This window comes from Nonomuraea composti (assembly GCF_012034275.1).
Classification (GTDB): Bacteria; Actinomycetota; Actinomycetes; order Streptosporangiales; family Streptosporangiaceae; genus Nonomuraea; species Nonomuraea composti.
This window is the reverse complement of record NZ_JAATEP010000005.1, coordinates 43,905-63,868: the sequence shown is the minus strand read 5'-3', so window position 1 is coordinate 63,868 and position 19,964 is coordinate 43,905. Positions and strand designations below refer to the sequence as shown.

The 19,964-nt window shown below is 72.3% G+C and carries 24 protein-coding genes; 14 read left to right on the top strand and 10 right to left on the bottom strand.

The annotated features are described in order from the left end of the window. Positions 1-21 precede the first annotated feature (21 nt). Positions 22-969, top strand: coding sequence for a DUF5996 family protein (locus HCN51_RS09295; protein WP_168008750.1), 948 nt, complete (start codon positions 22-24; stop codon positions 967-969). Positions 970-1,301: 332 nt separating this feature from the next. On the opposite strand, the gene HCN51_RS09290 is transcribed toward HCN51_RS09295, so the two are convergent. Further along, positions 1,302-1,802: a MerR family transcriptional regulator gene (locus HCN51_RS09290; protein WP_206066771.1), complete on the bottom strand. Its 501-nt coding sequence runs from the start codon at positions 1,800-1,802 to the stop codon at positions 1,302-1,304. Positions 1,803-1,827: 25 nt separating this feature from the next. Between HCN51_RS09290 and HCN51_RS09285 the strand changes: the two genes are divergently transcribed. Beyond that, the gene (locus tag HCN51_RS09285; protein WP_168008746.1) at positions 1,828-2,427 is read left to right on the top strand and encodes an AAA family ATPase; all 600 of its coding nucleotides are present in this window, start codon (positions 1,828-1,830) and stop codon (positions 2,425-2,427) included. Here HCN51_RS09285 and HCN51_RS09280 read toward each other — a convergent pair. Then, positions 2,374-3,762 carry an RNA polymerase sigma factor gene (locus tag HCN51_RS09280; RefSeq protein WP_168008744.1) on the bottom strand — a complete coding sequence of 463 codons (1,389 nt, stop codon included), beginning with the start codon at positions 3,760-3,762 and terminating at the stop codon, positions 2,374-2,376. The two genes, HCN51_RS09285 and HCN51_RS09280, sit on opposite strands and share 54 nt — an antisense overlap. A 5-nt stretch (positions 3,763-3,767) precedes the next feature. Next, positions 3,768-4,175 carry a YciI family protein gene (locus tag HCN51_RS09275; protein WP_168008742.1) on the bottom strand — a complete coding sequence of 136 codons (408 nt, stop codon included), beginning with the start codon at positions 4,173-4,175 and terminating at the stop codon, positions 3,768-3,770. 81 nt (positions 4,176-4,256) lie between these two features. Between HCN51_RS09275 and HCN51_RS09270 the strand changes: the two genes are divergently transcribed. Next, positions 4,257-5,033, top strand: a complete 777-nt coding sequence (locus tag HCN51_RS09270) for an alpha/beta fold hydrolase (RefSeq protein WP_168008740.1) — start codon at positions 4,257-4,259, stop codon at positions 5,031-5,033. A 3-nt stretch (positions 5,034-5,036) separates the two neighbouring features. Here HCN51_RS09270 and HCN51_RS09265 read toward each other — a convergent pair whose 3' ends face one another. Continuing rightward, complete coding sequence (locus HCN51_RS09265) at positions 5,037-5,687, bottom strand: haloacid dehalogenase type II (protein WP_168008738.1); 651 nt, start codon at positions 5,685-5,687, stop codon at positions 5,037-5,039. 262 nt (positions 5,688-5,949) lie between these two features. On the opposite strand from HCN51_RS09265, the gene HCN51_RS09260 reads away from it, so the two are divergent. The 6 genes from HCN51_RS09260 to HCN51_RS09235 all read left to right on the top strand — a co-directional run bounded on the left by HCN51_RS09260 (position 5,950) and on the right by HCN51_RS09235 (position 11,258). Next, positions 5,950-7,137: a Cmx/CmrA family chloramphenicol efflux MFS transporter gene (locus HCN51_RS09260; protein ID WP_168008736.1), complete on the top strand. Its 1,188-nt coding sequence runs from the start codon at positions 5,950-5,952 to the stop codon at positions 7,135-7,137. A 13-nt stretch (positions 7,138-7,150) separates the two neighbouring features. After that, positions 7,151-7,939, top strand: a complete 789-nt coding sequence (locus HCN51_RS09255; RefSeq protein ID WP_168008734.1) for a maleylpyruvate isomerase family mycothiol-dependent enzyme — start codon at positions 7,151-7,153, stop codon at positions 7,937-7,939. A gap of 48 nt (positions 7,940-7,987) precedes the next feature. Then, on the top strand, positions 7,988-8,572 hold the full coding sequence (locus HCN51_RS09250) for an NADPH-dependent FMN reductase (protein WP_168008732.1): 585 nt from the start codon (positions 7,988-7,990) through the stop codon (positions 8,570-8,572). Then, on the top strand, positions 8,569-10,032 hold the full coding sequence (locus tag HCN51_RS09245; protein WP_168008730.1) for a DHA2 family efflux MFS transporter permease subunit: 1,464 nt from the start codon (positions 8,569-8,571) through the stop codon (positions 10,030-10,032). Before HCN51_RS09250 ends, HCN51_RS09245 begins: the two co-directional genes overlap by 4 nt. After that, positions 10,029-10,427 carry a MerR family transcriptional regulator gene (locus tag HCN51_RS09240; RefSeq protein WP_168008728.1) on the top strand — a complete coding sequence of 133 codons (399 nt, stop codon included), beginning with the start codon at positions 10,029-10,031 and terminating at the stop codon, positions 10,425-10,427. The genes HCN51_RS09245 and HCN51_RS09240 overlap by 4 nt, the downstream gene beginning before the upstream one ends. Before the next feature lie 81 nt (positions 10,428-10,508). After that, positions 10,509-11,258: an SDR family oxidoreductase gene (locus tag HCN51_RS09235; RefSeq protein WP_168008726.1), complete on the top strand. Its 750-nt coding sequence runs from the start codon at positions 10,509-10,511 to the stop codon at positions 11,256-11,258. Between the two features lie 7 nt (positions 11,259-11,265). Here the strand turns inward: HCN51_RS09235 and HCN51_RS09230 are convergent, their stop codons facing one another. Further along, positions 11,266-11,718, bottom strand: coding sequence for a DUF2000 domain-containing protein (locus tag HCN51_RS09230; RefSeq protein ID WP_080045029.1), 453 nt, complete (start codon positions 11,716-11,718; stop codon positions 11,266-11,268). A 114-nt stretch (positions 11,719-11,832) separates the two neighbouring features. On the opposite strand from HCN51_RS09230, the gene HCN51_RS09225 reads away from it, so the two are divergent. Further along, entirely contained in the window at positions 11,833-12,327 is a 495-nt protein-coding gene (locus tag HCN51_RS09225; protein ID WP_080045028.1) for an Lrp/AsnC family transcriptional regulator, read from the top strand. A gap of 242 nt (positions 12,328-12,569) precedes the next feature. On the opposite strand, the gene pip is transcribed toward HCN51_RS09225, so the two are convergent. The 3 genes from pip to HCN51_RS09210 all read right to left on the bottom strand — a co-directional run bounded on the left by pip (position 12,570) and on the right by HCN51_RS09210 (position 14,990). Further along, positions 12,570-13,538 carry a prolyl aminopeptidase gene (gene pip / locus HCN51_RS09220; protein WP_168008724.1) on the bottom strand — a complete coding sequence of 323 codons (969 nt, stop codon included), beginning with the start codon at positions 13,536-13,538 and terminating at the stop codon, positions 12,570-12,572. A 47-nt stretch (positions 13,539-13,585) separates the two neighbouring features. Then, on the bottom strand, positions 13,586-14,143 hold the full coding sequence (locus HCN51_RS09215; RefSeq protein ID WP_168008722.1) for a DUF6624 domain-containing protein: 558 nt from the start codon (positions 14,141-14,143) through the stop codon (positions 13,586-13,588). Between the two features lie 64 nt (positions 14,144-14,207). Further along, entirely contained in the window at positions 14,208-14,990 is a 783-nt protein-coding gene (locus HCN51_RS09210; protein ID WP_168008720.1) for a neutral zinc metallopeptidase, read from the bottom strand. A 117-nt stretch (positions 14,991-15,107) separates the two neighbouring features. Between HCN51_RS09210 and HCN51_RS09205 the strand changes: the two genes are divergently transcribed. From HCN51_RS09205 to HCN51_RS09195, 3 genes are all read left to right on the top strand, one after another. Beyond that, positions 15,108-16,331, top strand: a complete 1,224-nt coding sequence (locus tag HCN51_RS09205) for a hypothetical protein (protein ID WP_168008718.1) — start codon at positions 15,108-15,110, stop codon at positions 16,329-16,331. Between the two features lie 340 nt (positions 16,332-16,671). Continuing rightward, on the top strand, positions 16,672-17,694 hold the full coding sequence (locus HCN51_RS09200; RefSeq protein WP_168008716.1) for a hypothetical protein: 1,023 nt from the start codon (positions 16,672-16,674) through the stop codon (positions 17,692-17,694). A gap of 84 nt (positions 17,695-17,778) precedes the next feature. Next, positions 17,779-17,967 carry a hypothetical protein gene (locus HCN51_RS09195; protein WP_168008714.1) on the top strand — a complete coding sequence of 63 codons (189 nt, stop codon included), beginning with the start codon at positions 17,779-17,781 and terminating at the stop codon, positions 17,965-17,967. Positions 17,968-18,170: 203 nt separating this feature from the next. Here the strand turns inward: HCN51_RS09195 and HCN51_RS09190 are convergent, their stop codons facing one another. Continuing rightward, positions 18,171-18,563 carry a RidA family protein gene (locus HCN51_RS09190; protein ID WP_168008712.1) on the bottom strand — a complete coding sequence of 131 codons (393 nt, stop codon included), beginning with the start codon at positions 18,561-18,563 and terminating at the stop codon, positions 18,171-18,173. A gap of 73 nt (positions 18,564-18,636) precedes the next feature. On the opposite strand from HCN51_RS09190, the gene HCN51_RS09185 reads away from it, so the two are divergent. Beyond that, positions 18,637-19,539, top strand: coding sequence for a LysR family transcriptional regulator (locus HCN51_RS09185; RefSeq protein ID WP_168008710.1), 903 nt, complete (start codon positions 18,637-18,639; stop codon positions 19,537-19,539). A gap of 151 nt (positions 19,540-19,690) precedes the next feature. Here the strand turns inward: HCN51_RS09185 and HCN51_RS09180 are convergent, their stop codons facing one another. Beyond that, complete coding sequence (locus HCN51_RS09180; protein WP_168008708.1) at positions 19,691-19,963, bottom strand: hypothetical protein; 273 nt, start codon at positions 19,961-19,963, stop codon at positions 19,691-19,693. Position 19,964 lies beyond the last annotated feature (1 nt).

Sequence of the window (19,964 nt, the reverse complement as noted above, 5' to 3'; positions counted from 1 at the left end):
TCTACGTCGGAGGGGGCCGAAATGGAGCTGTTCCCGGCCATGCCGCTCGCAGAGTGGACAGAGGCCAAGGAGACCTTTCACCGGTTCGCCCAGATCGTGGGGAAGATCCGGCTCGCGTCGAGCAACCGGCGCAACCACTGGTGGCAGGTGCCCTTCCACCCGACCGGACGCGGGCTCACCACGCGGCCCATGGGCGGGCTGGGCGAGCAGCCGCTGTTCTGCATCGACTTCGACCTCATCCGCCACCGGCTGGTCGTGGACGTCTTCGACGGGCGCAGCGCCGAGTTCAGCCTCATCGGCAGATCCGTGGCCTCGTTCCACGACCGGCTCTTCGAGACGCTGGCCGGGCTGGGGATCCGGCCGGAGATCTGGGCCGTGCCGTTCGACATGAGCGACGACACGCCGTTCGCCGAGGACACCCTGCACGCGCGCTACGACCCGATGCTCATCAACCGGTACTGGCGGATCCTGTCGCAGGTGGTGCAGCTCCTCGACCGGTTCGCCGCCGACTTCGCCGGCAAGACGAGCCCCGTCCACCACTTCTGGCACACCTTCGACATCGCCGTCACCCGGTTCACCGGGCGGGTGGTGAAGATCTCGCCCGAGGCCGACCCGGTCACCCGTGAGGCCTACAGCTGGGAGGTCATCAGCTCGGGGTTCTGGTTCGGCGACAAGGAACGGCCCTGGCCGGCGTTCTACTCCTACACCGCGCCGGAGCCCGAGGGGCTGGAACGGGAGCCGCTGCGCCCGCTCCAGGCCGAGTGGATCCCCGCCAGGGGCAGCCATCTGGCCGTGCTGCGCTACGACGACGTACGGACGATGGAGGACCCGGTGGGGACCGTGCTGGAGTTCCTCGACAGCGCCTACCAGGCGGGGGCCCGGCTGACCGGGCTCGACACCGAGGCGCTCGCCTCCCCCGGAGGCGTCACCGACCCCGTGCTGAAGGCCGAGCTGAAGGCCAGGGTCTGAACAGGCAGGGTCTGAACAGGCAGGGTCTGAACAGGCAGGGTCTGAACAGGCAGGGTCTGAACAGGCAGGGTCTGAACAGGCAGGGTCTGAACAGGCAGGGTCTGAGCAGGCAGGGTTTGAGCGCGGACACACGTGAGCGCCCGCCCTCCGAGGAGGGCGGGCGCCCGACGAGTGCGTACCGGTGTGCGTGTCGCCTCTCGGCGAAAGGCACAACGCGGCTCCAGCCGAACGGTAGTCCGCGAAGGCAATAGGTGAGGCCCGGGGACACTGGGCACACCGGCCACGAAATATGTAACCACACCCCGGCGGGATCCATTCCCCCGCCACGACGATTATTTTCCGCCGGCCCGGCTCGTCTCCTTGCCGCCCGCCCCGTCTTCGCCGCCCACCCGCCCAGTCCACCCCGGGTCGTGCTCGGCGGCCAGCTGCTCGAAGGAGGAGCCGTCGAGGAGCCGGTCCAGCATCCCGACGGCCGTCCCGCACTCCAGCGGCGGGTGCTCCTCCGGGCAGCGCAGCCCGTGCCGCAGCACCTCCTGCGCCACCCTCGCCCGCACGACCACCTTCTCCAGCTCGGCGATCTGCTCCTCCACCGCCGCCCGCCACTGCTCGCCCGGCGCGTCCAGCATCGCCCCCGCCGTGTCAAGGGGGACGCCGAGCCGGTGCATCGTGCGCAGGAACACCAGCCGCCGCAGCTCCTGCCTGCTGTAGACGCGCCGCCCCTGGCTGCGGCCGGCCGGGGCGACCAGGCCGCGCTCCTCGTAGTACCGCAGCGCCGAGGCGTTCATGCCGAGCAGCTGCGCCGCCTCGCCGATCGCGATCGTCTCCGTTGCCACAATTGCCCACCGTAGGCTGTTCCGCATGCTCTTGTGGATCAACGGCACGTTCGGGGTGGGCAAGACGCAGACGGCGTACGAGCTGCACCGCCGGCTGGCGGGCAGCGTGGTGTGCGACCCGGAGTACGTCGGCATGGGGCTGCACAAGATGACCCCGCGCGCCCTGCGCTCGGACTTCCAGCGGCACCCGGCCTGGCGGCAGGGCGTGTACGAGGTTCTCGACCTCGTGCTGGGTAAGCATCCCGGCGTCGTCGTCGCGCCGATGACGCTGGTCGAGCCCGCCTACTACGACGAGATCATCGGCCGGCTGCGCGAGGCCGGCCACGACGTGCGGCACTTCGCGCTCGTCGCCGACCGGGAGACCGTGCTGGCCCGGCTGCGGGAGCGCTCGTTGAGCCGCAGCCTCAAGCGCGAGGCGTTCGCGGTGTCGCGGCTGGACGAGTGCCTGGAGCGGCTGCGGCGGCCGGAGTTCGCCGAGCAGGTCGAGACCGACCGGCTGTCTGTACCGCAGGTCGCCGACCGGATCGCCGCCTCCGCCGGCCTCCGCCTGGCGCCCAACGGCGACTCCCGGCTACGGGGGCGGCTGCGCCAGATCGGCGTCACCCTCCGGCACATCCGGCTCTAGCCGGTCCGGCTGCGGCGGCCCGGCGTCACCCGGCTCCGGACGGGCCGGCCGGGGCGGCTCGGGGTCACGTGCCTCCAGCCGGTCCGGCTGCGGCGGCCCGGGGTCACGTGCCTCCAGACGGGCCGCTCTGGCGCGCAGGTAGCGCTGCTGGGGCAGGCTCATGGCGCGGGCCGCCGCCTCCTCGTACGCCGCGCGGGCCCCCTCCTGGTCGCCGGACCGCTCCAGGAGGTGGGCGCGGACCGCGTACAGCCGGTGGTCGCCGGACAGCCGGTCGTCGCCCGCCAGGCGGTCGAGCCGGTCGAGGCCCGCCCTCGGGCCCTGTGACATGGCGACGGCGACGGCGTGGTTGAGCGCGATCATCGGGTTGCCCGAGCCGCGCATCAGCAGCTCGTACAGGGCCGTGATCTGCGGCCAGTCGGTCTCCTCCGCGCTCGGCGCCTCGTCGTGCAGGGCGGCGATGGCGGCCTGGAGCTGGTACGGGCCCGGCGTGCCCCGCGAGAGCGCGGCCGTGACGAGCTCGACGCCCTCGGCGATGAACGCGGCGTTCCACAGCGTGCGGTCCTGCTCGGCCATGGGGATCAGGGCGCCGTCGCGGCCGGTGCGGGCGGGGCGGCGCGCGTCGGTGAGCAGCATGAGGGCCAGCAGCCCGGCCGCCTCGGCGTCCTCCGGCAGCAGCCGGTGCACCAGGCGGGCCAGCCTGGTCGCCTCGGCCGTCAGCTCGGCACGGTGCAGGTCGGGGCCTGACGTGCTGGCGTACCCCTCGTTGAAGATCAGGTAGAGCACGTGCAGCACCGCGCCGAGCCGGTCCGCGCGCTCGGCGGGCCCCGGCAGGCGGAACGGCACGCCGCTGTCCTTGACCTTCTGCTTGGCGCGCGTGATGCGGCGGGTCATCGTCGCCTCGGGCACCATGAAGGCGCGGGCGATCTGCGCCGTGGTCAGGCCGCCGACGGCGCGCAGCGTGAGCGCCACCTGTGACGGCGGCGACAGCGACGGGTGGCAGCACAGGAACAGCAGCACGAGCGTGTCGTCCGAGGCCGGCGGCCGGTCGGCGGGCGGTGACAGCCGGTCCTCGGGGAGGGCGCGGGCGGCCACGGTGTCCTCGCGGCGGCGGCGCGCCTGCTCGGCCCTGAGCAGGTCCGTCAGGCGGCGCGCGGCCACCGTGACCAGCCAGGCGCGCGGGTCGTCCGGCCGGCCGTCGCGCGGCCACTGCGTCGCCGCCGCCAGCAGCGCCTCCTGGACGGCGTCCTCGGCGAGGTCGAAATGGCCGTAACGCCGCACGACCGCGCCGAGGACCTGCGGCGCCAGGTCGCGCAGCAGGTCCTCGGAAGTGTCCATGCCTGTCAGAACCCCAGGTCGTCGGCCGACTCCATGATCGGCCGGATGTCGGCGTACATGGTGGTGGCGGCGCCCTCGGGGGCCGGGCACTGACCGAGGCGACCGGCGATCTCCACCGCCCTGTCGAAGCTCTCGCACTCGACGACCCAGTAGCCGGCCAGCACTTCCTGGGTCTCGGCGTACGGGCCGTCGGTCACGTACGGGACTCCGTCGCGCATGCCGACCCGGCGCGTGTGCACCGGCGCCGCCAGGCCCCGCGTCTCGACCAGCTCGCCGGACTCCTCCAGCTCCTTGTTGACCGTGGCCATGAACGTCGTCATCGCCTCCAGGTCCGCCGCCGACCAGGTGCCGCCCTTGCCGGACATCTCATCGTATTCCCGCTGGGAGGCGTACGAAAGGATCATGTACTTCATCACTGCCGTCCTCTCTCTCGTGAGCTCTCACCAGGGACGTCGGAGCCGCCGCCCCGCACCGGACATGGCACCATCGGAGGCGTGCCATACGCGACGACCCCCTCGGGTGTGAAGCTGTCCTACCAGGTCAACGGCCACGGGGCAGCCCTCGTGCTGCTCCAGGGCCAGGCCAACGACCACCGCTGGTGGGACTCCGTACGCGACGACTTCGCCTCGTACCGGACCATCACCCTCGACTACCGGGGCACCGGCGACAGCGACAAGCCCGACGAGCCGTACACGACGCGCGGGTTCGCCGCCGACGTGCTGGCCGTGCTCGACGAGGTGGGCGTGCGGCGGGCCCACGTCTACGGCACGTCCATGGGCGGCCGGGTCGCCCAGTGGCTGGCGGCCGACCACCCCGAGCGGGTCGGCGCGCTCGTGCTCGGCTGCAGCTCGCCGGGCGGCGCGCACGGCGTGGAGCGGAGCAACGACGTGCGCAAGGCGCTGGCCCAGCCCGACCGGGCCGCCGCCGAGCGGGCGCTGCTGGAGCTCATGTACACGCCCGCCTGGCTGGCCACCCACCCCGGCCCCTACCGCACGACCGGAGACCCCGGCATGCCCGCCCACGCCCGCCGCCGCCACCTGGCCGCCAGCGCCGGGCACGACGCCTGGGACGCGCTGCCCGCCATCACGGCCCCCACGCTCGTCGTGCACGGCACCGACGACGTGTTCAACCCGGCCGCCAACGCGCCGCTGCTGGCCGGCCGCATCCCCGGGGCCGAGCTGCGGATGATCGAGGGGGCGCGGCACGCGTACTTCGAGGAGTTCAGGCAGGTGGCGAGCCCGATCGTGCTGGAGTTCCTGGGCCGCCACTGACGTTCATGTCCACAGCGCCGCCAGCGCGCGCAGGTCGGGGGCCGACACGTGCGGGGCGCTCATCGTCTCCGGGTACGGCACGCCGCGCCGGTCCACCCACGCCCCCGACAGCCCCGCCCGCTGGGCACCGTCGACGTCCCACGGGTGCACCGCGACCAGGGCCGCCTCGGCGGGCAGCACCCCCGCCCGGCCCACCGCGTACGCGTAGGCCGCCCTGGCGGGCTTCCACGCGCGCGGGCCGCTCACGTCGAGCGTTGCCTCCACCAGGTCCAGGAGGCCCTCGCGGCGCAGGATGCCCTCGGTCGTGGCGGCGGAGCCGTTCGTCATCGTGAACAGCCTGATGCCGGCCTCCCGCAACCTGCGCATGCCGTCCGGCACGTCCGGATGCACCCGCAGCCCCGCGAGGCCGCCCAGCACGTGCTCGACCGCCTTGTCCGGCAGGCGCAGGCCCTTGAGCACGTCGGCGCCGATCCGGCCGAACTCGGCGAACCCGCCCGCCACCGTGAGCGCGAAACCGTCCCGCAGCACGCTCGCGAACCACGCCGGCAACTGCTCCCCCGACAACCCCACGTCCTCGAACCTCGCCCGCAACGGCTCCATGTCCGTCAGCGTCTCGTTCACATCGAAGATCACAACCTGCGGTCTGGCGTGCATCGGCCTCTCCCGGGCGGGTCCATGGTCGCGTCCATGCTAAATTGACGCCCATGTCCAGCCCCGAGGCATCCAGACGCTAGCCACCGGTCGTCCGGTGGCTGATTCGCGCTGCCTCCCCGCCCCTCTGCGGCGGGTGTTCACCATGGGCGCTCTCGCCATCCGGATCACCGCGTCACGGGTCCTTTCAGCCTGAGCCAGGCTGATCCGTCACGAGCGGGGCCGATCTCCAGGTCCCGCCCGGCTTCCTGTGAGAGCTCCTCTGATGCCTTTCGCTGTGTACCTGCTCGGACTGGCGGTCTTCGCCCAGGGCACGTCCGAGTTCATGCTGTCCGGGCTCGTGCCCGGCATCGCCGCCGACCTCGGCGTGTCCATCCCCGCCGCCGGGCTGCTCACCTCCGCGTTCGCCGCCGGCATGGTCGTCGGCGCGCCGCTGATGGCCGCGCTCAGCCTGCGGCTGTCCCGGCGGGCCGCGCTGCTCGCCTTCCTGATCGTCTTCCTCGCCGTCCACGTGCTCGGCGCGGTCACCACCAGCTACGAGGTGCTGGTCGCGACGCGCGTCGTGGCGGCGCTCGCCAACGCCGGGTTCCTCGCCGTCGCCCTGGCCACCGCCGTCGCCCTCGCCCCCTCCAACGCCACGGGGCGCGCCACGTCCGTCCTGCTGGGCGGGGTCACCCTCGCCTGCGTCGCCGGAGTGCCCGGAGGGGCGCTGCTGGGCGAGGTGTGGGGGTGGCGGTCGGCGTTCTGCGCGGTGGCCCTGGCGCTGGTGCCGGCCATCGTCGCCGTCCTGAAGTCCGTGCCCGGCGGTGCTCCCGGTTCAGCTACAGGAGCGTCTTCGGGCGGGGCCGTCCGGGGTGAGCTGCGGGTGCTGCGCCGGCCCCGGCTGCTGGTGCTCCTGCTGCTCGGCGCCCTGGTCAACGGCGCCACCTTCTGCACCTTCACCTACCTCGCCCCCGTGCTCACCGGCGCGAGCGGGATCGGCTCCTCCTGGATGCCGGCGATGCTCGCGCTGTTCGGGGCCGGCTCGTTCGCCGGGGTGACGATCGGCGGGCGGATCGCCGACCGCAGGCCCGTGCCGCTGCTGGTGGTCGGCGGGCTCGCGCTGGCGGCGGGCTGGGCCGCGTTCGCCCTGGCCGCCGGCGCCGCCGTGCCGGCGATCGTGCTGGTCCTCGTCCAGGGGACGCTGTCGTTCGCCGTCGGCTCCACGCTGATCACGCAGGTCCTGTACGCGGCCACCGGCGCCCCCACCATGGGCGGCGCCTTCGCCACGGCGGCGTTCAACGTGGGCGCCACGCTCGGCCCCGGGCTCGGCGGCCTGGCCATCGGGGCCGGGCTCGGGCTCCGCTCGCCGCTGTGGGTGAGCGCCGCGATGGTGGGGCTCGCGCTGGCCGTCGCGGGCGTCGCCGGGTTGCGCGTCCGGCTGAATCGGATGGAGGTGGGGGTTCCGCGATGACACGCTGAGGGGTATGGATGCTGCCGCACATTTCCGTCAGGAAGCCCGCGCCTTCCACGCCGCCGCCCGCCGGGCCGCCAAGGCGGGCGACGCGCCCCCCGTGCCGTCCTGCCCCGAGTGGACGATGACCGACCTCGTGTTCCACCTGGCCGGGGTGCACCGGTTCGTGCTCGCCATCATCAGGGACCGGCTCGACGGGCCGCCCGACCCCGCCGAGCTGGCCAAGGCGGAGCTGCCCGCCGACACAGAGGGCTGGCCCGTCCCCGGCCGCACCCCGACCCACGGGCCCATCCCTCCCACCTTGCTGGACGCCTTCCAGGAGGGCGCGGAGCGCCTGGAGACCCTGTTCAAGGAGCGGTCGCCGGGCGATCCCGCGTGGACCTGGTCGCAGGATCACACGGTCGGGTTCTGGCTGCGGATGCAGACGATCGAGGCCGCCGTGCACCGCTGGGACGCCGAGAACGCCGTCGGCGACCCCGGCCCGATCCACGAGGAGATCGCGGTCGACGCCGTCACCCAGACGTTCGAGGTGATGGCGCCGGCCCGGCGGGCCTGGCAGCCGGCGCCGCCGGGTTCGGGCGAGCGGTTCCGGTTCGTCCGGACCGACGGGCCCGGCGAGTGGGTGGTGTGCTTCGACGGCGAGCACGTACGGCTCGACGGCGGGGCGGCCGACGTCGAGCTGGCCGGCACGGCGTCAGACCTGATGCTCTTCCTGTGGCGGCGGATCCCGGCCGACGCGCTCGCCGTCCAGGGGGACAAGACCGTGCTCGACCGCTACTTCGACCTGGTGCCGCCGATCTGACCCGAGCGATTTGAGTTCGCCTATAGGCGAGCTTCTAGCGTCGCTGCCATGACACCGAACGACCTCATCGGCCGCCTCCGTATCGCCGTCGTGATCGGCAGCGTGCGCAGGCCCCGGCTGGCCGATCCCCTCGCCGCGTGGCTGGAACGCGAGCTGGCCGCGATCGACTGGCTCGACCTCGACCTGATCGACCTGGCCACGGCCGCGCTGCCGATGCACGATTTGCTTCCCGGCGGTGGAGCGGCGTCCCCGATCGCCGGCAGGCTCGCGGACGCCGACGGGTTCGTGCTCCTCGTGCCGGAGTACAACCACAGCTTCCCCGCCCCTTTGAAGAACGCGATCGACTGGCACTTCACCGAGTGGGCGTACAAGCCGGTCGGGTTCGTCGGGTACGGCGCCTCCGGCGGCATCAGGGCCGTGGAGCAGTTGCGGACGGTCTTCCCCGAGCTGCGGGCGACCACCGTCCGCGAGTCGGTGCTGATCCCGATGGCGTGGGAGCACCTGGACGCGGCGGGCGCGTTCGTCCCGCCGCCGGGCACGACGCAGGCGCTGCACGCGATGATGAGCGAGCTGCGCACGTGGGCGGGCGCCCTGCGCCCACTCCGGCTCACGGACAGGGCTGGGCGGCTGTGAGCAGGCTGACGCGGCCGGAGTTGCGGGCCGCGGTCGTGCTGGCGTCGGGCGGGTTGATGGCGGTGCTGGACGCCACGATCGTCGCGGTGGCGCTGCCGGGGCTGATGGCGGCGTTCGGCGCGGCGCTGACCTCCGTGCAGTGGATCATCACCGCGTACACGCTGGCGATGGTGGCGACGATGCCGCTCGCCGCCGGCCTGGCGGCGCGCTGGGGCGCCCGGCGGGTGTACGTGGTGGCGCTGGCCGGTTTCGCGGTCGCCTCGGCCGTCGCCGGCGCGGCGGGCGGCCTCGGCTGGCTGATCGCGGCGCGGGCGGCGCAGGGCCTCAGCGGCGGGTTGATGGCGCCGCTGGGCATGGCGATCGGGTTCGGCGCGGTCGCGCCCGAGCGGCGCGGCCGGATGATGGCGATCACCGGCCTGCCGATGCTGGTCGGGCCGATCCTCGGCCCGGTGCTCGGTGCGGCCCTGCTGGGCGCCGGGTCGTGGCGGGCGCTGTTCCTCGTCACGGTGCCGCTGGCGCTGCTGGGGATCGCGGGCACGCTGGCGTGGCTGCCGCCCGACCCCGCCCGTGGCCGGGCGGCCCGGCTCGACCTGGCCGGCGCGATGCTGCTGGTCCCCGGCGTCGTCGGGGTGGCGTTCGGCATCAGCGCCCAGGACGGCCCCTCCTGGGTGCGCCTCGCCACCGCGATCCTGGGTGCGGTGCTGGTCGCGGTGTTCTCGGTGCGGGCGCTGACCCATCCGGAGCCGCTGCTGCGGGTCGGCCTCCTGCGCAACCCGACGTTCGGGGCGGGCGCCGCCGTCCTGGCCTTGTACGCGGCCCCGTACTTCGGCTCGGCGCTGCTGATGCCCGCGTACGTCCAGGTGCTGCGCGGCGACGGCGCGTCGGTCACGGCGGCGCTGATGGTTCCTGGCGCGGTCGGCATGGGCGTCAGCCTGCAGATCGCCGCCCGGCTCCTGGAACGGCTCGGCCCCCGGCTGGTCGTCGGCACCGGGCTCGGCCTGGCCATCGCCGCCGGCCTCCTGAGCGTGCTCGTCCTGCGCCCGGACACCCCTTATCCGCTGCTCGGCGTGCTGGGATTCCTCCAGGGGGCGGGCACCGGGGCGATCATGATGCCGACGATGTCCAGCTCCAGCCGCGACCTGAACGGCCCCGACCTGGCCTCGGGCTCCGCGCTGCTGTCCCTGGTGAACACGGTCGCCAACGGCATGGGCACCGTGGCGGTCAGCGCGTTGTTCACGGTGCTCACCGCCGCGATGACCGGCGGCGCGTCGCTCATCGACCTGTCGGGCCCGGGCAGATCCGCCCAGGTGGCCGCCGCCGTGGACGCGCTGCGGTGGACCCAGGCGGCGGCCGTCGTCCTGATGTCGCTCGCCCTGCTGGTGCGGCTGCGCTTCCCGAGGCCCGCCTCGGCCATACTGGACGGGCGAGAGGCGGCGGCGAAGGTCGGAGGTGTGCCATGACGGTCACCGGCCATCCCGGCCCGGAGGCAGGCTCGGCCTCGCTCACGGTCGGGCAGGTGGCCGCCGCCGCCGGCGTGACGGCCAACGCGGTCCGCTTCTACGAGCGTTACGGCGTGATCACCGCCCACCGCAACAGCGGCAACGCCCGCCGCTTCACCGTCGACGCGATCTGCCGCATCAGGCTCGCCCTGGCCGCCCAGCGCGTGGGCCTCACCCTCAAGGAGAGCGCCGACATCCTCGCCGGCATCCCGCCCCTCTCCCGCGACCTCGGCCAGTGGCTGGCCGCCGGCGAAGAGCTCGTCCGGGCCGGCCGCGCCCGCGTCGACCAGCTCCAGGCCACCGTGAACGAGCTGGCCACCATGGACTTCCTCCAGGACACCCGGCCGCACCGCTGATCGCCCCGGGCACCGACCGCCTCCCCTCAGGGAGGCCCCTTCCGCATCCGCACGGCCTTACAGCAGGCAGGAACACACAGCATGCACACCCTTCACGGCAAGACCGCCCTCGTCACCGGTGCGAGCAGGGGAATCGGCCGGGCCATCGCCCGCCGCCTGGCCGGTGACGGCGCCCGCGTCGCCGTCCACTACGGCGGCAACGAGCGGGCCGCCGCCGAAACCGTCGCCGCCATCGAGGCGGCCGGCGGGCAGGCGTTCGCCCTGCGAGCCGAGCTGGGCACACCCGGCGACGCCGAACGCCTGTGGGCCGCCTTCGACGCCCGCGCCGACGGGCTCGACATCCTGGTCAACAACGCCGGCATCCTGAACGACGAGCCCGGCATCGAGCACGTCACCCGGGAGCAGTTCGAGCGGATCTTCGCGGTCAACGCCACCGCCCCGTTCTTCATCACCCAGCACGCGCTGCCCCGGCTGCGCGACGGCGGCCGGATCGTCAACATCTCCACGATGCTGACCCGCGGCTCGGCCATGCCGCAGTCCATCAGCTACGCGATGTCCAAGGGCGCGCTCGACGTGCTCACCTCGACGCTCGCCAAGCAGCTCGGCCCGCGCGCGATCACCGTCAACACCGTCGCGCCCGGCGTCATCGACACCGACATGCACGAGGGCAGGCTCGTCGGAGACGCGCTGGCCTGGGTGTCGTCGCTGTCGCCGATGGGCCGCGTCGGCACCCCTGAGGACGTGGCCGGCGCGGTGGCGTTCCTGGCCGGCGACGACAGCCGCTGGGTGACCGGCCACTGGCTCGACGCCTCAGGAGGCACCCTCCTCTGAGGGCACCTCATCGCAGCAACGGCAGCCGCCCGGTGAGCCGGTCGACGATCGCGCGGGGCCCGAAGAGGCTGACCGCGTAGTACGGGGGCTCCTCGGTGCGGGCCAGCTCGGCCAGGTAGTCGTCGTACACGTTGGTGCGCTGGGCGATCGCCGCCATGTCGGCCACCACCAGCTCCGGCTCGGCGGCGGCGTCCTTCCTGACGCGCTCCACGATCGCGGCCGGCGCGCCGAGCACGGTGCAGCCCGTCCACGGCAGCCCGGCGTGCGGCAGGCCGGAGGCGTCCACGCCGCCCGACCCGACGATCGCCGGGACGCTGACCCCGACGGAGGCGGCCAGGCAGGCGGCGGCGTTGGCCTGCAGCCCGCGCGGCAGATCGCGGTCGATCACGATCACCCATTTGACCGCGAGCTCCTTGGTGGGCAGGTCGGTACGCCGGTCGAGCTCGTCCAGCACGGTCATCCACGGATCCCTTCTCCGAAGTTCTCTCAGCAGAATCACAGCAGGGCCGCTCGTCCGCCAAACACAAGCACGTCTTTCCGAAGATAATTCGGAAAGACGTGCCAGGATGCGTACGTGGACGAACTTGATGCGGCGATACTCGCCGAGCTGCAGCGCGACGGCCGCCAGACCAACCGGGAGCTGGCCGAGCATCTCGGCATCGCGCCCTCGACCTGCCTGGAGCGGGTGCGCTCGCTGCGCGCGTCCGGCGTCATCGAGGGCTTCCACGCCGAGGTCAACCTCGACGCGATCGGCCGTCCCGTGCAGGCGCTGATCAACGTACGGCTGCATCCGAAGATCCGGGAGGCGGTGGAGGGGTTCCGTGACTACGTGGCCGCGTTGCCGGAGACGCTGGCCGTGTTCGTCGTGTCGGGCGGGGACGACTTCATCATCCAGGTCGGGGTGCGCGACGCCGGGCATCTGCGCGACTTCGTGCTCGACCACGTCTCCCGGCATCGCAACATCGCCGACGTCCGCACGTCCCTGGTCTATGACCACATCCGCAAGACGTCGGTGGAGGTGCTGCCGCCCGAGCGCCCCTCGCGGCCCCGCACCGGCCGCAAACGTTGATCATCATGAACACTTGCCGACCGCAACACTAAATAGGTGGTGGCCGAATGGCTCGCCCGGTTACGGTTACGGCAGGTCAGCGCGCGGACAAGGGGTGGCGATGCCGCTGGCGGCGCCTCGCCGCACCCTGTCCGTCTGCCGGCCTCGTGGGCCCGCGGCTCACCGTACGGAGTCGTCCGACGGCGAGGCGATGGTCACCAGGGGCACCGTCCAAAACCCCCAGATGATCGCGAGCCGCGGGCTCACCCCTTCTTCGGCGGGGAGAAGCCCTCGATGGCCTGGCTCAGCAGGTCCCTGAACGTCGGGCTGCCGGTGTGCCCCGAGTCCTCCACCACGTACAACCTGGCGTCCGGCCAGGCCTTGGTCAGCTCCCACGCCGTCTGCAGCGGGCCGCCCATGTCCATGCGGCCGTGGATCAGCGCGCCTGGGATGCCGGCCAGGCGGTGCGCGTTCCGCAGCAGGACGCCCTCCTCCAGCCAGGCGCCGTTGGCGAAGTAGTGGGCGCAGATGCGGGTCAGTGCCATGACGGCGTCGGCCGGGCGGTCGCTGTAGGCGTTCGGCTTGCCGTTGACCTCCTGGGAGATCACCGCGTCCTCCCAGGCGACCCAGTCCTGCGCGGCCTTCTCCCGTACCTTCTGGTCGGGGTCGGCCAGCAGCCGCGAGTACGCCGCCAGCACCCCGAACACGTCCCCGTCGCGATCCGCCTCCGGCACCCCTTGCAGGAACCGCTCCTGCGCCTCCGGGAAGAACCTGCCGACGCCCCGGTAGAGCCATTCGGTCTCGGAGCGGCGGGTCATCGTGACGGCCGGGATGACGATCTCCGACACCCGCTCCGGGTGCGTCTCGGCGTAGGCAAGGATCAGCGTCGAGCCCCACGACCCCCCGTACATCAGCCACTTGTCGATGCCCAGGTGCTCGCGCAGCAGCTCCATGTCGGCGATCAGGTGGTGGGTGGTGTTGTTGCTCAGGTCGGTGGCCGGGTCGCTGGCGTGCGGGCGGCTGCGACCGCAGTTGCGCTGGTCGAACAGGACGATGCGGAACCGTTCCGGATCAAAGGTGCGGCGCATGTTGACCGAGCAACCCGAGCCGGGCCCGCCGTGCACGACCACGGCGGGCTTGCCGTCCGGGTTGCCGCAGACCTCCCAGTACACAAGGTTGCCGTCACCGACGTCGAGCATGCCGTGCTCGTAAGGTTCGATCGCGGGGTACAAAGCGGGCTCCTCTCAGCGATATAACAGCGCTTCAATATAGCTGGAGTTCACCCCGCCGACTTGAGTTCCTCAAGATACTCACGCAGCGGCTTCAGCCCCGCTTCGGCCCGCCGCTCATCCACCCTCGCCTCGTCCTCGATCGGGGTGCGCGGCCGCCACCGCCCCTGCGGATCGGTCTCCCACTGCGTCCCGTACACCTGCGGCCGCTTCTCCGCCACCCGCACCCGATCCACCAGAAACGCCAGGTCGGACGGGTCGGCATCGCCCTTCTCCACCGCCGCGCGCATCAGCTCCAGCCCGCGCTTCTGCAACGCCAGATCACGATCGGCATGCTGCACCAGCGCCCACGCCGCCCGCGCCCCGTCCTCACCGACCAGCGCGAACCCCGGCCACCCGTACTGGTCGAGGATCTGCCGCATGCGCTCGGTGTTCGCCTTCTCCACCCGATCCCAGTCCTCCTGGGACGCCTCCAGGGTCCTGATCTCCTGATCCTGCTTGAGCCGGTCGAGCAGTTCGGCGCGCAACGCCGGATTCTCCGGCGCGGCCTCACCGCAGGCCGCGACCAAGGCCAGGGCGGTGAGCAGGGAGATGAGGAACGCGCGCATGCGCCGCCTCCTTCCACCGGGGGTCCCGCGGCGACCGGCGTGCCGCCGCGGGACGATCGCTTGGTCAGGCCACCTTGGAGGGCGGGGCCGTCCAGGAGTTGCAGGAGCCCGGGTCGCCGGTCGAGAAGCCACGCTTGAGCCAGAAACGCTGGTTGGCCGTCTTGCCGTCCCAGCGCTCATCGCCCGGCTCATCGCCCTCGACCAGGGCCACCAGCTCGTTCCAGTCCTTCGACGTGCGGCCTTCCATCGGCCAGACGCTCTTGATGAAGGCGCCGCCGAAACACGTCGACTGGAGGTTGTAACGGCGGTTCTGCTCGAGCAATTCTGCTCTCTTGCCATACGGAATCGCCTGATATGCGGCGTCTATGCCGACCACATTCTGAATGTGGTAGGCGTAGGTCGATGCGGCCACGTAGAAGAGCCAGAGGTCGGACGGGTCAGAGGTCCAGCTCTTACCGGTCTTGACGGCCAAGGTGCGGGTGTCGGTGCAGTACCACGCTTGAGAATCGTCCTTGTTCGTCTCCATGTCGCACCACTTCTTCGGAAACTTCGTGACATGCTGCACCTTTACGTCGGTGTACTTCAGACCGGCGTCAGTGAGGTGCTTCTTCCACGTCGTCTCCAGGCACTCGACGACCGCGTCGAAGTAGGCGCGCGCCTGCTTGACGCTGCCGCTCGCGACCTCCGGCTCCGCACACGTGGACGCGGGGAGGGCGCCCGCCTTGTAGAGCGGGTTCGCGATGAGTTTGGGATGTTTCACGGGGTATGTCGCCGCTGCGGCATTCGTCGTGCCGACTAATGGCGCAACCAGGGCACACGCCAGGACGGCTGTCTTCAATGATTTCACGAAGCGTGACAATAGAGGCCAGGCGTAAAGAGGGCTAGATCCAACTATGAAGTAATTGAACCACCACTAAGGGTACTGATCGCAGCGATAACCGGATCATCACCCTCAGGGAGCACCATGTACCGGCATGCCGTTGCCGCCGTCACTGCCACCTCCGCCGCCGCCCTGCTCGCGACCGCCGCACCGGCGCTCGCGGACGACACCAAGAACGAGACCGCCGCCGCCCAGTGCAGCAACCAGGACGTGTTCAGCATCAACGTGTCGCCGCCCGCGCCGCTCGCCGGAAGCGTCACCGCCGACGACATCAGGGGGCTGATGGACACGATCATCGCCGGCAGCCGGCTCCAGGGGTTCTTCTCCGCCGGAGCCGGGGCGCCTGCCGTTCCGGCGGTGCCGTACGTTCCGTACGGCCTTCCGTACGGCGTCCCCGCCGCTCCGTACGACCTGGCCGCCGCTCCTTACGGCCTTCCGGCTGCTCCTGGAGCCGCACCCCGTGCCTCTTCTGTGGCGCCCCAGGGCGCGCCGGCGGGCCAGCCTCTTGACGCGGGGCCGGGCCAGCCGGGCACCGATCCGAACCAGCCCGGCGTCGGTGGCGTCAGCCCGAACCAGCCAGGGGCGGGCGGCGCGAACCCCAACCAGCCGGGGGTCGGCGGTGCGAACCCGAACCCGCCAGGAACTGGCGGTGTGAGTCCCAACCAGCCCGGCACCGGTGGTGCGAATCCGAACCCGAACCAGCCGGGGATCGGCGGCCCCAGCCCGAGCCTGCCGCCGCTGCCCAGCCCGAGCGGGTCGTCAGGCCCCAACCCCAGCCAGTTGCCGCCACGCCCCAACCCGAGCGCATCGGCCGCCCCCAGCTCCTCGGCCTCCACCGCGCCCGGCGTCGCTCCCTCGCCGCTGAACGCGGACGGGACACCGGTCTCGCCCGTCCAGGCCATGTTCGAGGACCTCATCGGACGGGTGCTGGTGTGCTCCCACGCCACGGCCGCCCCGGGCACGGAGGTGCCGCCCGCACCGGCCATCGACACCGCCGAGATCGCCCGTTACCTCGAATCGCTCATGAACAGCTTCTCGTCCGCCTGCGCCTCCACCGGCACCACTTCCACCGGTACGCCCGGCGACGCCTCCGTGGACGGGGCTTCGGAGAGTGCGTCCGGCGCGAGCGCTCCCAGCGCGGCCCAGAGCTCGGCGTCGCTGCTGGACGTCATCGGCGTGAACCAGCTCCTGGGCACGATCACCGGCTACTCATCCGCCTGCGGCACCCCGCAGGCCGCAGGCGGCACCTCCACGTCGCTCCTGGACTCGATCGGCGTGACGAACCTGTTCAAGGCATTGACCGGCTGAGCCTCACCAACGGCCCAGGCCCTGACCGCGCAGGGCGCTCACCGGCACGCCGCCTTGCAACTGCCCGGGGAGAGTGACGGAGACCGGCGCGCAGCGGCGGTAAGCGGCCGACGCTCGCGGCGCGCGGTGGAGATCCTTGGCGCAGGGGCTGGCGGTGAGGCGTTGCACGGCACCATCGAGCAGCTTCGTCGGTGGCGGCCGCATGGCACCATCGAGCAGCTTTTGTCGGTGGCGGCTGACACGCTGGCCCGGTCATCGCATACGTCGCAGCTGCCGCGCCGCCACAGTCGTCGCACCTGTCGCGGTCGTCGCAGCCGTCCGTGCCGAAGGGGTCGCCGCTGTGAGCACGTCCGTCCGGGCCGATGTCCACGTGAGTTACCACCAGCTCCTGGTCCACGAGCGGGGCGACGCGACCCCGCCCTCCGACGTGCCGAACGGGCTCACCGCGTCGGTGCCCGGCGCCGCCGTCATCCTGACCGGCATCCACACCGGCGTCGTGGACGTCACCGTGCGGATCACCGACGCCCCGCCCGCCGGCTCCGGCGAGGGGTGGGAGGAGGTGGAGGACGTCGAGCTGATCAGCTTCACGGGCGAGATGCGCCTCGCCGGCCTTGGCATGGGCCTGACCGACGAGCCGCCCGTCCTCACCGCGCACGGCCCCGGCCGGTACGGGATGCGGGTGCACGCCCGTGGCAGGGGCCTCGACCGTGACGGCGTGGCGAAGGTGCCGTTCGAGTTCTACCAGGTGACCGTGTGGCCGATCGACGTCGGGCCGCAGGCGCGTGCCCGGCTCGGGGTCGGCGTCGCGGAGGAGCTGGGCCTGCCCGACAAGTCCCGCGCGATCCGCGAGTGGGCCAGGCAGCACGCCCAACCACAGCACGAACCCGGCCGCCTCGCGAGAGCGGAGCAGCGTCTGACGGCGCCCCCGCCGCTGCGCGCCGTCGCCATGGCCGACGAGCACCGCTTACGTGTGGTCAACCCCTACCAGGACACCGCGCCGGCGCCGGAGCTGCCTGCCGGGCTGGTCGCCGCCGCCCCCGACTCGCTGGTCATTCGTACGCTGAAACGCCGGGGCAGGGTCGGCGTGCACATCAACTGGCAGCCGGCGACGCCTCGCATGCAGGCGCGGGGCTGGGAGGAGAGCGAGGAGATCGAGTTCGTCACGACGACGGGCGTCATGCACCTCACGACCCTCACCACCGACGACGACCAGCGGCCGAACCTGACCTATCAGGGCGCGGGCCGTTACGGTCTGCGCGTCTACGGGCGTGCCCGCGACCGGGAGCGGCTGTCGAACCGGCCGGGCGAGTCCTACCTGCTGGTGGTGTGGCCCGTCGAGCTGGATGGGCGAAGCCCCGGGTAACCCAGGGCGCTCAGGGGAAGGCCGATCGAGCTGGATGCGCGAAGCGGCGGATAGCGCGGGGCGCTCAGGGGAAGGCCCGATCGTGTGAACGGCAAGCTGTCCACGTTATGGCTGATCCTGCTGGGCGGCGCGTGCGCCGTCGGGCTCGCGCTCGTCACCGCCTCGGGCCTGTCGGGGCTGCCTGCGATGGTGCTCATGGTCGTGCTCGCCCTCGGCGTCCTGGTCTCCTTCGCCGCCCTCGTCAGCAGGGCCGCCCGCCGCCCCGACCGCTGAGATCTCGGATGCCGGCGCCTCCGCCTCTCGTTGCCGTCGTCGGCGTGCCAGAAGACGGCGTACTGGCTGAGGGCCGGGCTTGTGCGGGCGAGGAGGAGCAGGACGGTGGCGTGGTGCGGCTCGCGCATGTCCGGCAGTTCGCCAGGAGGAGCAGGAGGAGCAGGTGGTGCGGGTTGCGCGTGTCCGGCGTTTCGCCCCGAGGGTCAGGTGGTGGTGGGACGGCGGGCGTCCACCTCGATCTCGATCTTCATGCGGGGGTCCGACAGGCCGCACATGAGCATCGTGGCGGCCGGCCGTACCTCGCCGAAGCACTCGCGCAGCACCGGCCAGCAGGGCTCGAAGTCGGCGCGGTCGGGCAGGAGGTAGCGCACGCGGACGACGTCGCCGAAGCCGCAGCCGGCCTCCTCCAGGGCCTGGCCGATGTTGCGCAGGCACTGCCTGGCCTGCTCCACCACGTCGTCGGAGATGGTCATCGTCGAGTAGTCGAAACCGGTGGTGCCCGAGACGTGCACCCAGTCGCCGTCCACCACGGCCCTGGCATATCCGATCTGCTCCTCGAACGTGGAACCGCTGAGGATCGCGCGTCGCTCCGTCATGCGCGGAACCGTACCGCCACCAGGAACGATACGTCCATGACGGCCAGAAGGATCGGCTGATATCTCTAGAGGTATGGACCGTTCGGAGTTGCCGCCGCTGGTGCAGTTGCACGCGTTCGTCGTGCTCGCCGAGGAGCTGCACTTCGGCCACGCCGCCGACCGGCTGGGGATCGCGCAGCCGCCGTTGAGCCAGCAGATCCGGCGGCTGGAGGGCAGGGTCGGGCACGCGTTGTTCGACCGTACGCCGGGGCGGGTGGCGCTCACGCCGGCCGGTCGCGAGCTGCTGCCGGCCGCGCGCCGGGCCCTGGCCGAGCTTGAGGGTGGCCTGGCGGCGGCGCGGGACGTGGGCAGCGGGCGGGCGGGGCGCATCCGGCTCGGGTTCGCCGCCTCGCTGGCGCTGACGATCCTGCCGGAGCTGCTGCGCACCTATCGCGAGCGCTTTCCGCGCGTGCAGGTCGAGGTCCACGAGATGACGACGGCGCCGCAGCTCGCCGCCCTGCGGGAGCGGCGCATCGATGTCGGGCTGCTGCGGGAGCCGCCGGACAAGGAGCCGGGGCTGGGGTTCGCGACCGTGCTGCGCGAGCCGTTCGTGGCGGTGCTGCCGACCGCGCATCCGCTCGTGGCCGGCAGTACGTCCGGGCGGGGGGTTGAGGTGGCGCGGTTGGCTGGGTTGCCGTTCGTCTTGCTGCCGCGCGAGCACGGGCCCGGCCTGTACGACCGGATCGTGGCGGTGTGCCAGGAGGCCGGGTTCACGCCTGAGGTGGTGCAGCACGCGGTGGAGTGGCAGACCGTGTGTGCGCTGGTCGGGGCAGGGTTCGGGGTGTCGTTGGCGCCGGCCAGCATCCGGCGGATCCGGCTGAAGGGGGTGGCCTTTCGCCGGGTGATGCCGGGTGACGCGCGCACGAGCGTGGCGGCGGCCTGGCGGGTGAACGACTCCGACCCGCTCGTCGCCGGGCTGCTGGAAGCGATGCTCTGACGGGCACCGCAAGGGCCTGGCCGACGCCCCGGCTGCCGGGCGGGGCGGCGGGCGAGGGTCGCTCGGTGGCCCCGGTCAGGGCGAGGGCCGCTCCGTGGCCGGTCGAGGCGGGGTAAGGGTGGGCGGCGCTCCCGAGGGTGGGCCGGGGTGTTCAGCGCGGGAGGAGCACGCTGGCCTGGTTGCTGCCCGGCACCACTCCCGCCTGCCGGTGGGCCTCCTGGAGGGCGTCCGAGGCGAAGTGCTGGCGCATCGCCTGGGCGTCCGAGCAGGCGAACAGCACGACCGCCTCGTCGGGCTGCTGCGCGTCGACGCTGACCAGGACGGTGCGCATGTCGGCCGCCTCCCGCACGTCCGCCATGCCGTCGAACGCCTTCCGCCACGTGTCGTAGTCGGTGAACCGCTGCCTGATGAGCAGGTACTCCATG

Excerpts from the sequence above, each read along its gene's own strand:
- HCN51_RS09285 (WP_168008746.1), top strand. The coding sequence starts at position 1,828 with ATGCTCTTGTGGATCAACGGCACGTTCGGGGTGGGCAAGACGCAGACG.
- HCN51_RS09260 (WP_168008736.1), top strand. The coding sequence starts at position 5,950 with ATGCCTTTCGCTGTGTACCTGCTCGGACTGGCGGTCTTCGCCCAGGGC.
- HCN51_RS09280 (WP_168008744.1), bottom strand. The coding sequence starts at position 3,762 with ATGGACACTTCCGAGGACCTGCTGCGCGACCTGGCGCCGCAGGTCCTC.
- HCN51_RS09235 (WP_168008726.1), top strand. The coding sequence starts at position 10,509 with ATGCACACCCTTCACGGCAAGACCGCCCTCGTCACCGGTGCGAGCAGG.
- HCN51_RS09295 (WP_168008750.1), top strand. The coding sequence starts at position 22 with ATGGAGCTGTTCCCGGCCATGCCGCTCGCAGAGTGGACAGAGGCCAAG.
- HCN51_RS09215 (WP_168008722.1), bottom strand. The coding sequence starts at position 14,143 with ATGCGCGCGTTCCTCATCTCCCTGCTCACCGCCCTGGCCTTGGTCGCG.
- HCN51_RS09180 (WP_168008708.1), bottom strand. The coding sequence starts at position 19,963 with ATGGAGTACCTGCTCATCAGGCAGCGGTTCACCGACTACGACACGTGG.
- HCN51_RS09230 (WP_080045029.1), bottom strand. The coding sequence starts at position 11,718 with ATGACCGTGCTGGACGAGCTCGACCGGCGTACCGACCTGCCCACCAAG.
- HCN51_RS09250 (WP_168008732.1), top strand. The coding sequence starts at position 7,988 with ATGACACCGAACGACCTCATCGGCCGCCTCCGTATCGCCGTCGTGATC.
- HCN51_RS09265 (WP_168008738.1), bottom strand. The coding sequence starts at position 5,687 with ATGCACGCCAGACCGCAGGTTGTGATCTTCGATGTGAACGAGACGCTG.
- HCN51_RS09240 (WP_168008728.1), top strand. The coding sequence starts at position 10,029 with ATGACGGTCACCGGCCATCCCGGCCCGGAGGCAGGCTCGGCCTCGCTC.
- HCN51_RS09255 (WP_168008734.1), top strand. The coding sequence starts at position 7,151 with ATGGATGCTGCCGCACATTTCCGTCAGGAAGCCCGCGCCTTCCACGCC.
- HCN51_RS09185 (WP_168008710.1), top strand. The coding sequence starts at position 18,637 with ATGGACCGTTCGGAGTTGCCGCCGCTGGTGCAGTTGCACGCGTTCGTC.
- HCN51_RS09205 (WP_168008718.1), top strand. The coding sequence starts at position 15,108 with ATGTACCGGCATGCCGTTGCCGCCGTCACTGCCACCTCCGCCGCCGCC.
- HCN51_RS09190 (WP_168008712.1), bottom strand. The coding sequence starts at position 18,563 with ATGACGGAGCGACGCGCGATCCTCAGCGGTTCCACGTTCGAGGAGCAG.
- HCN51_RS09275 (WP_168008742.1), bottom strand. The coding sequence starts at position 4,175 with ATGAAGTACATGATCCTTTCGTACGCCTCCCAGCGGGAATACGATGAG.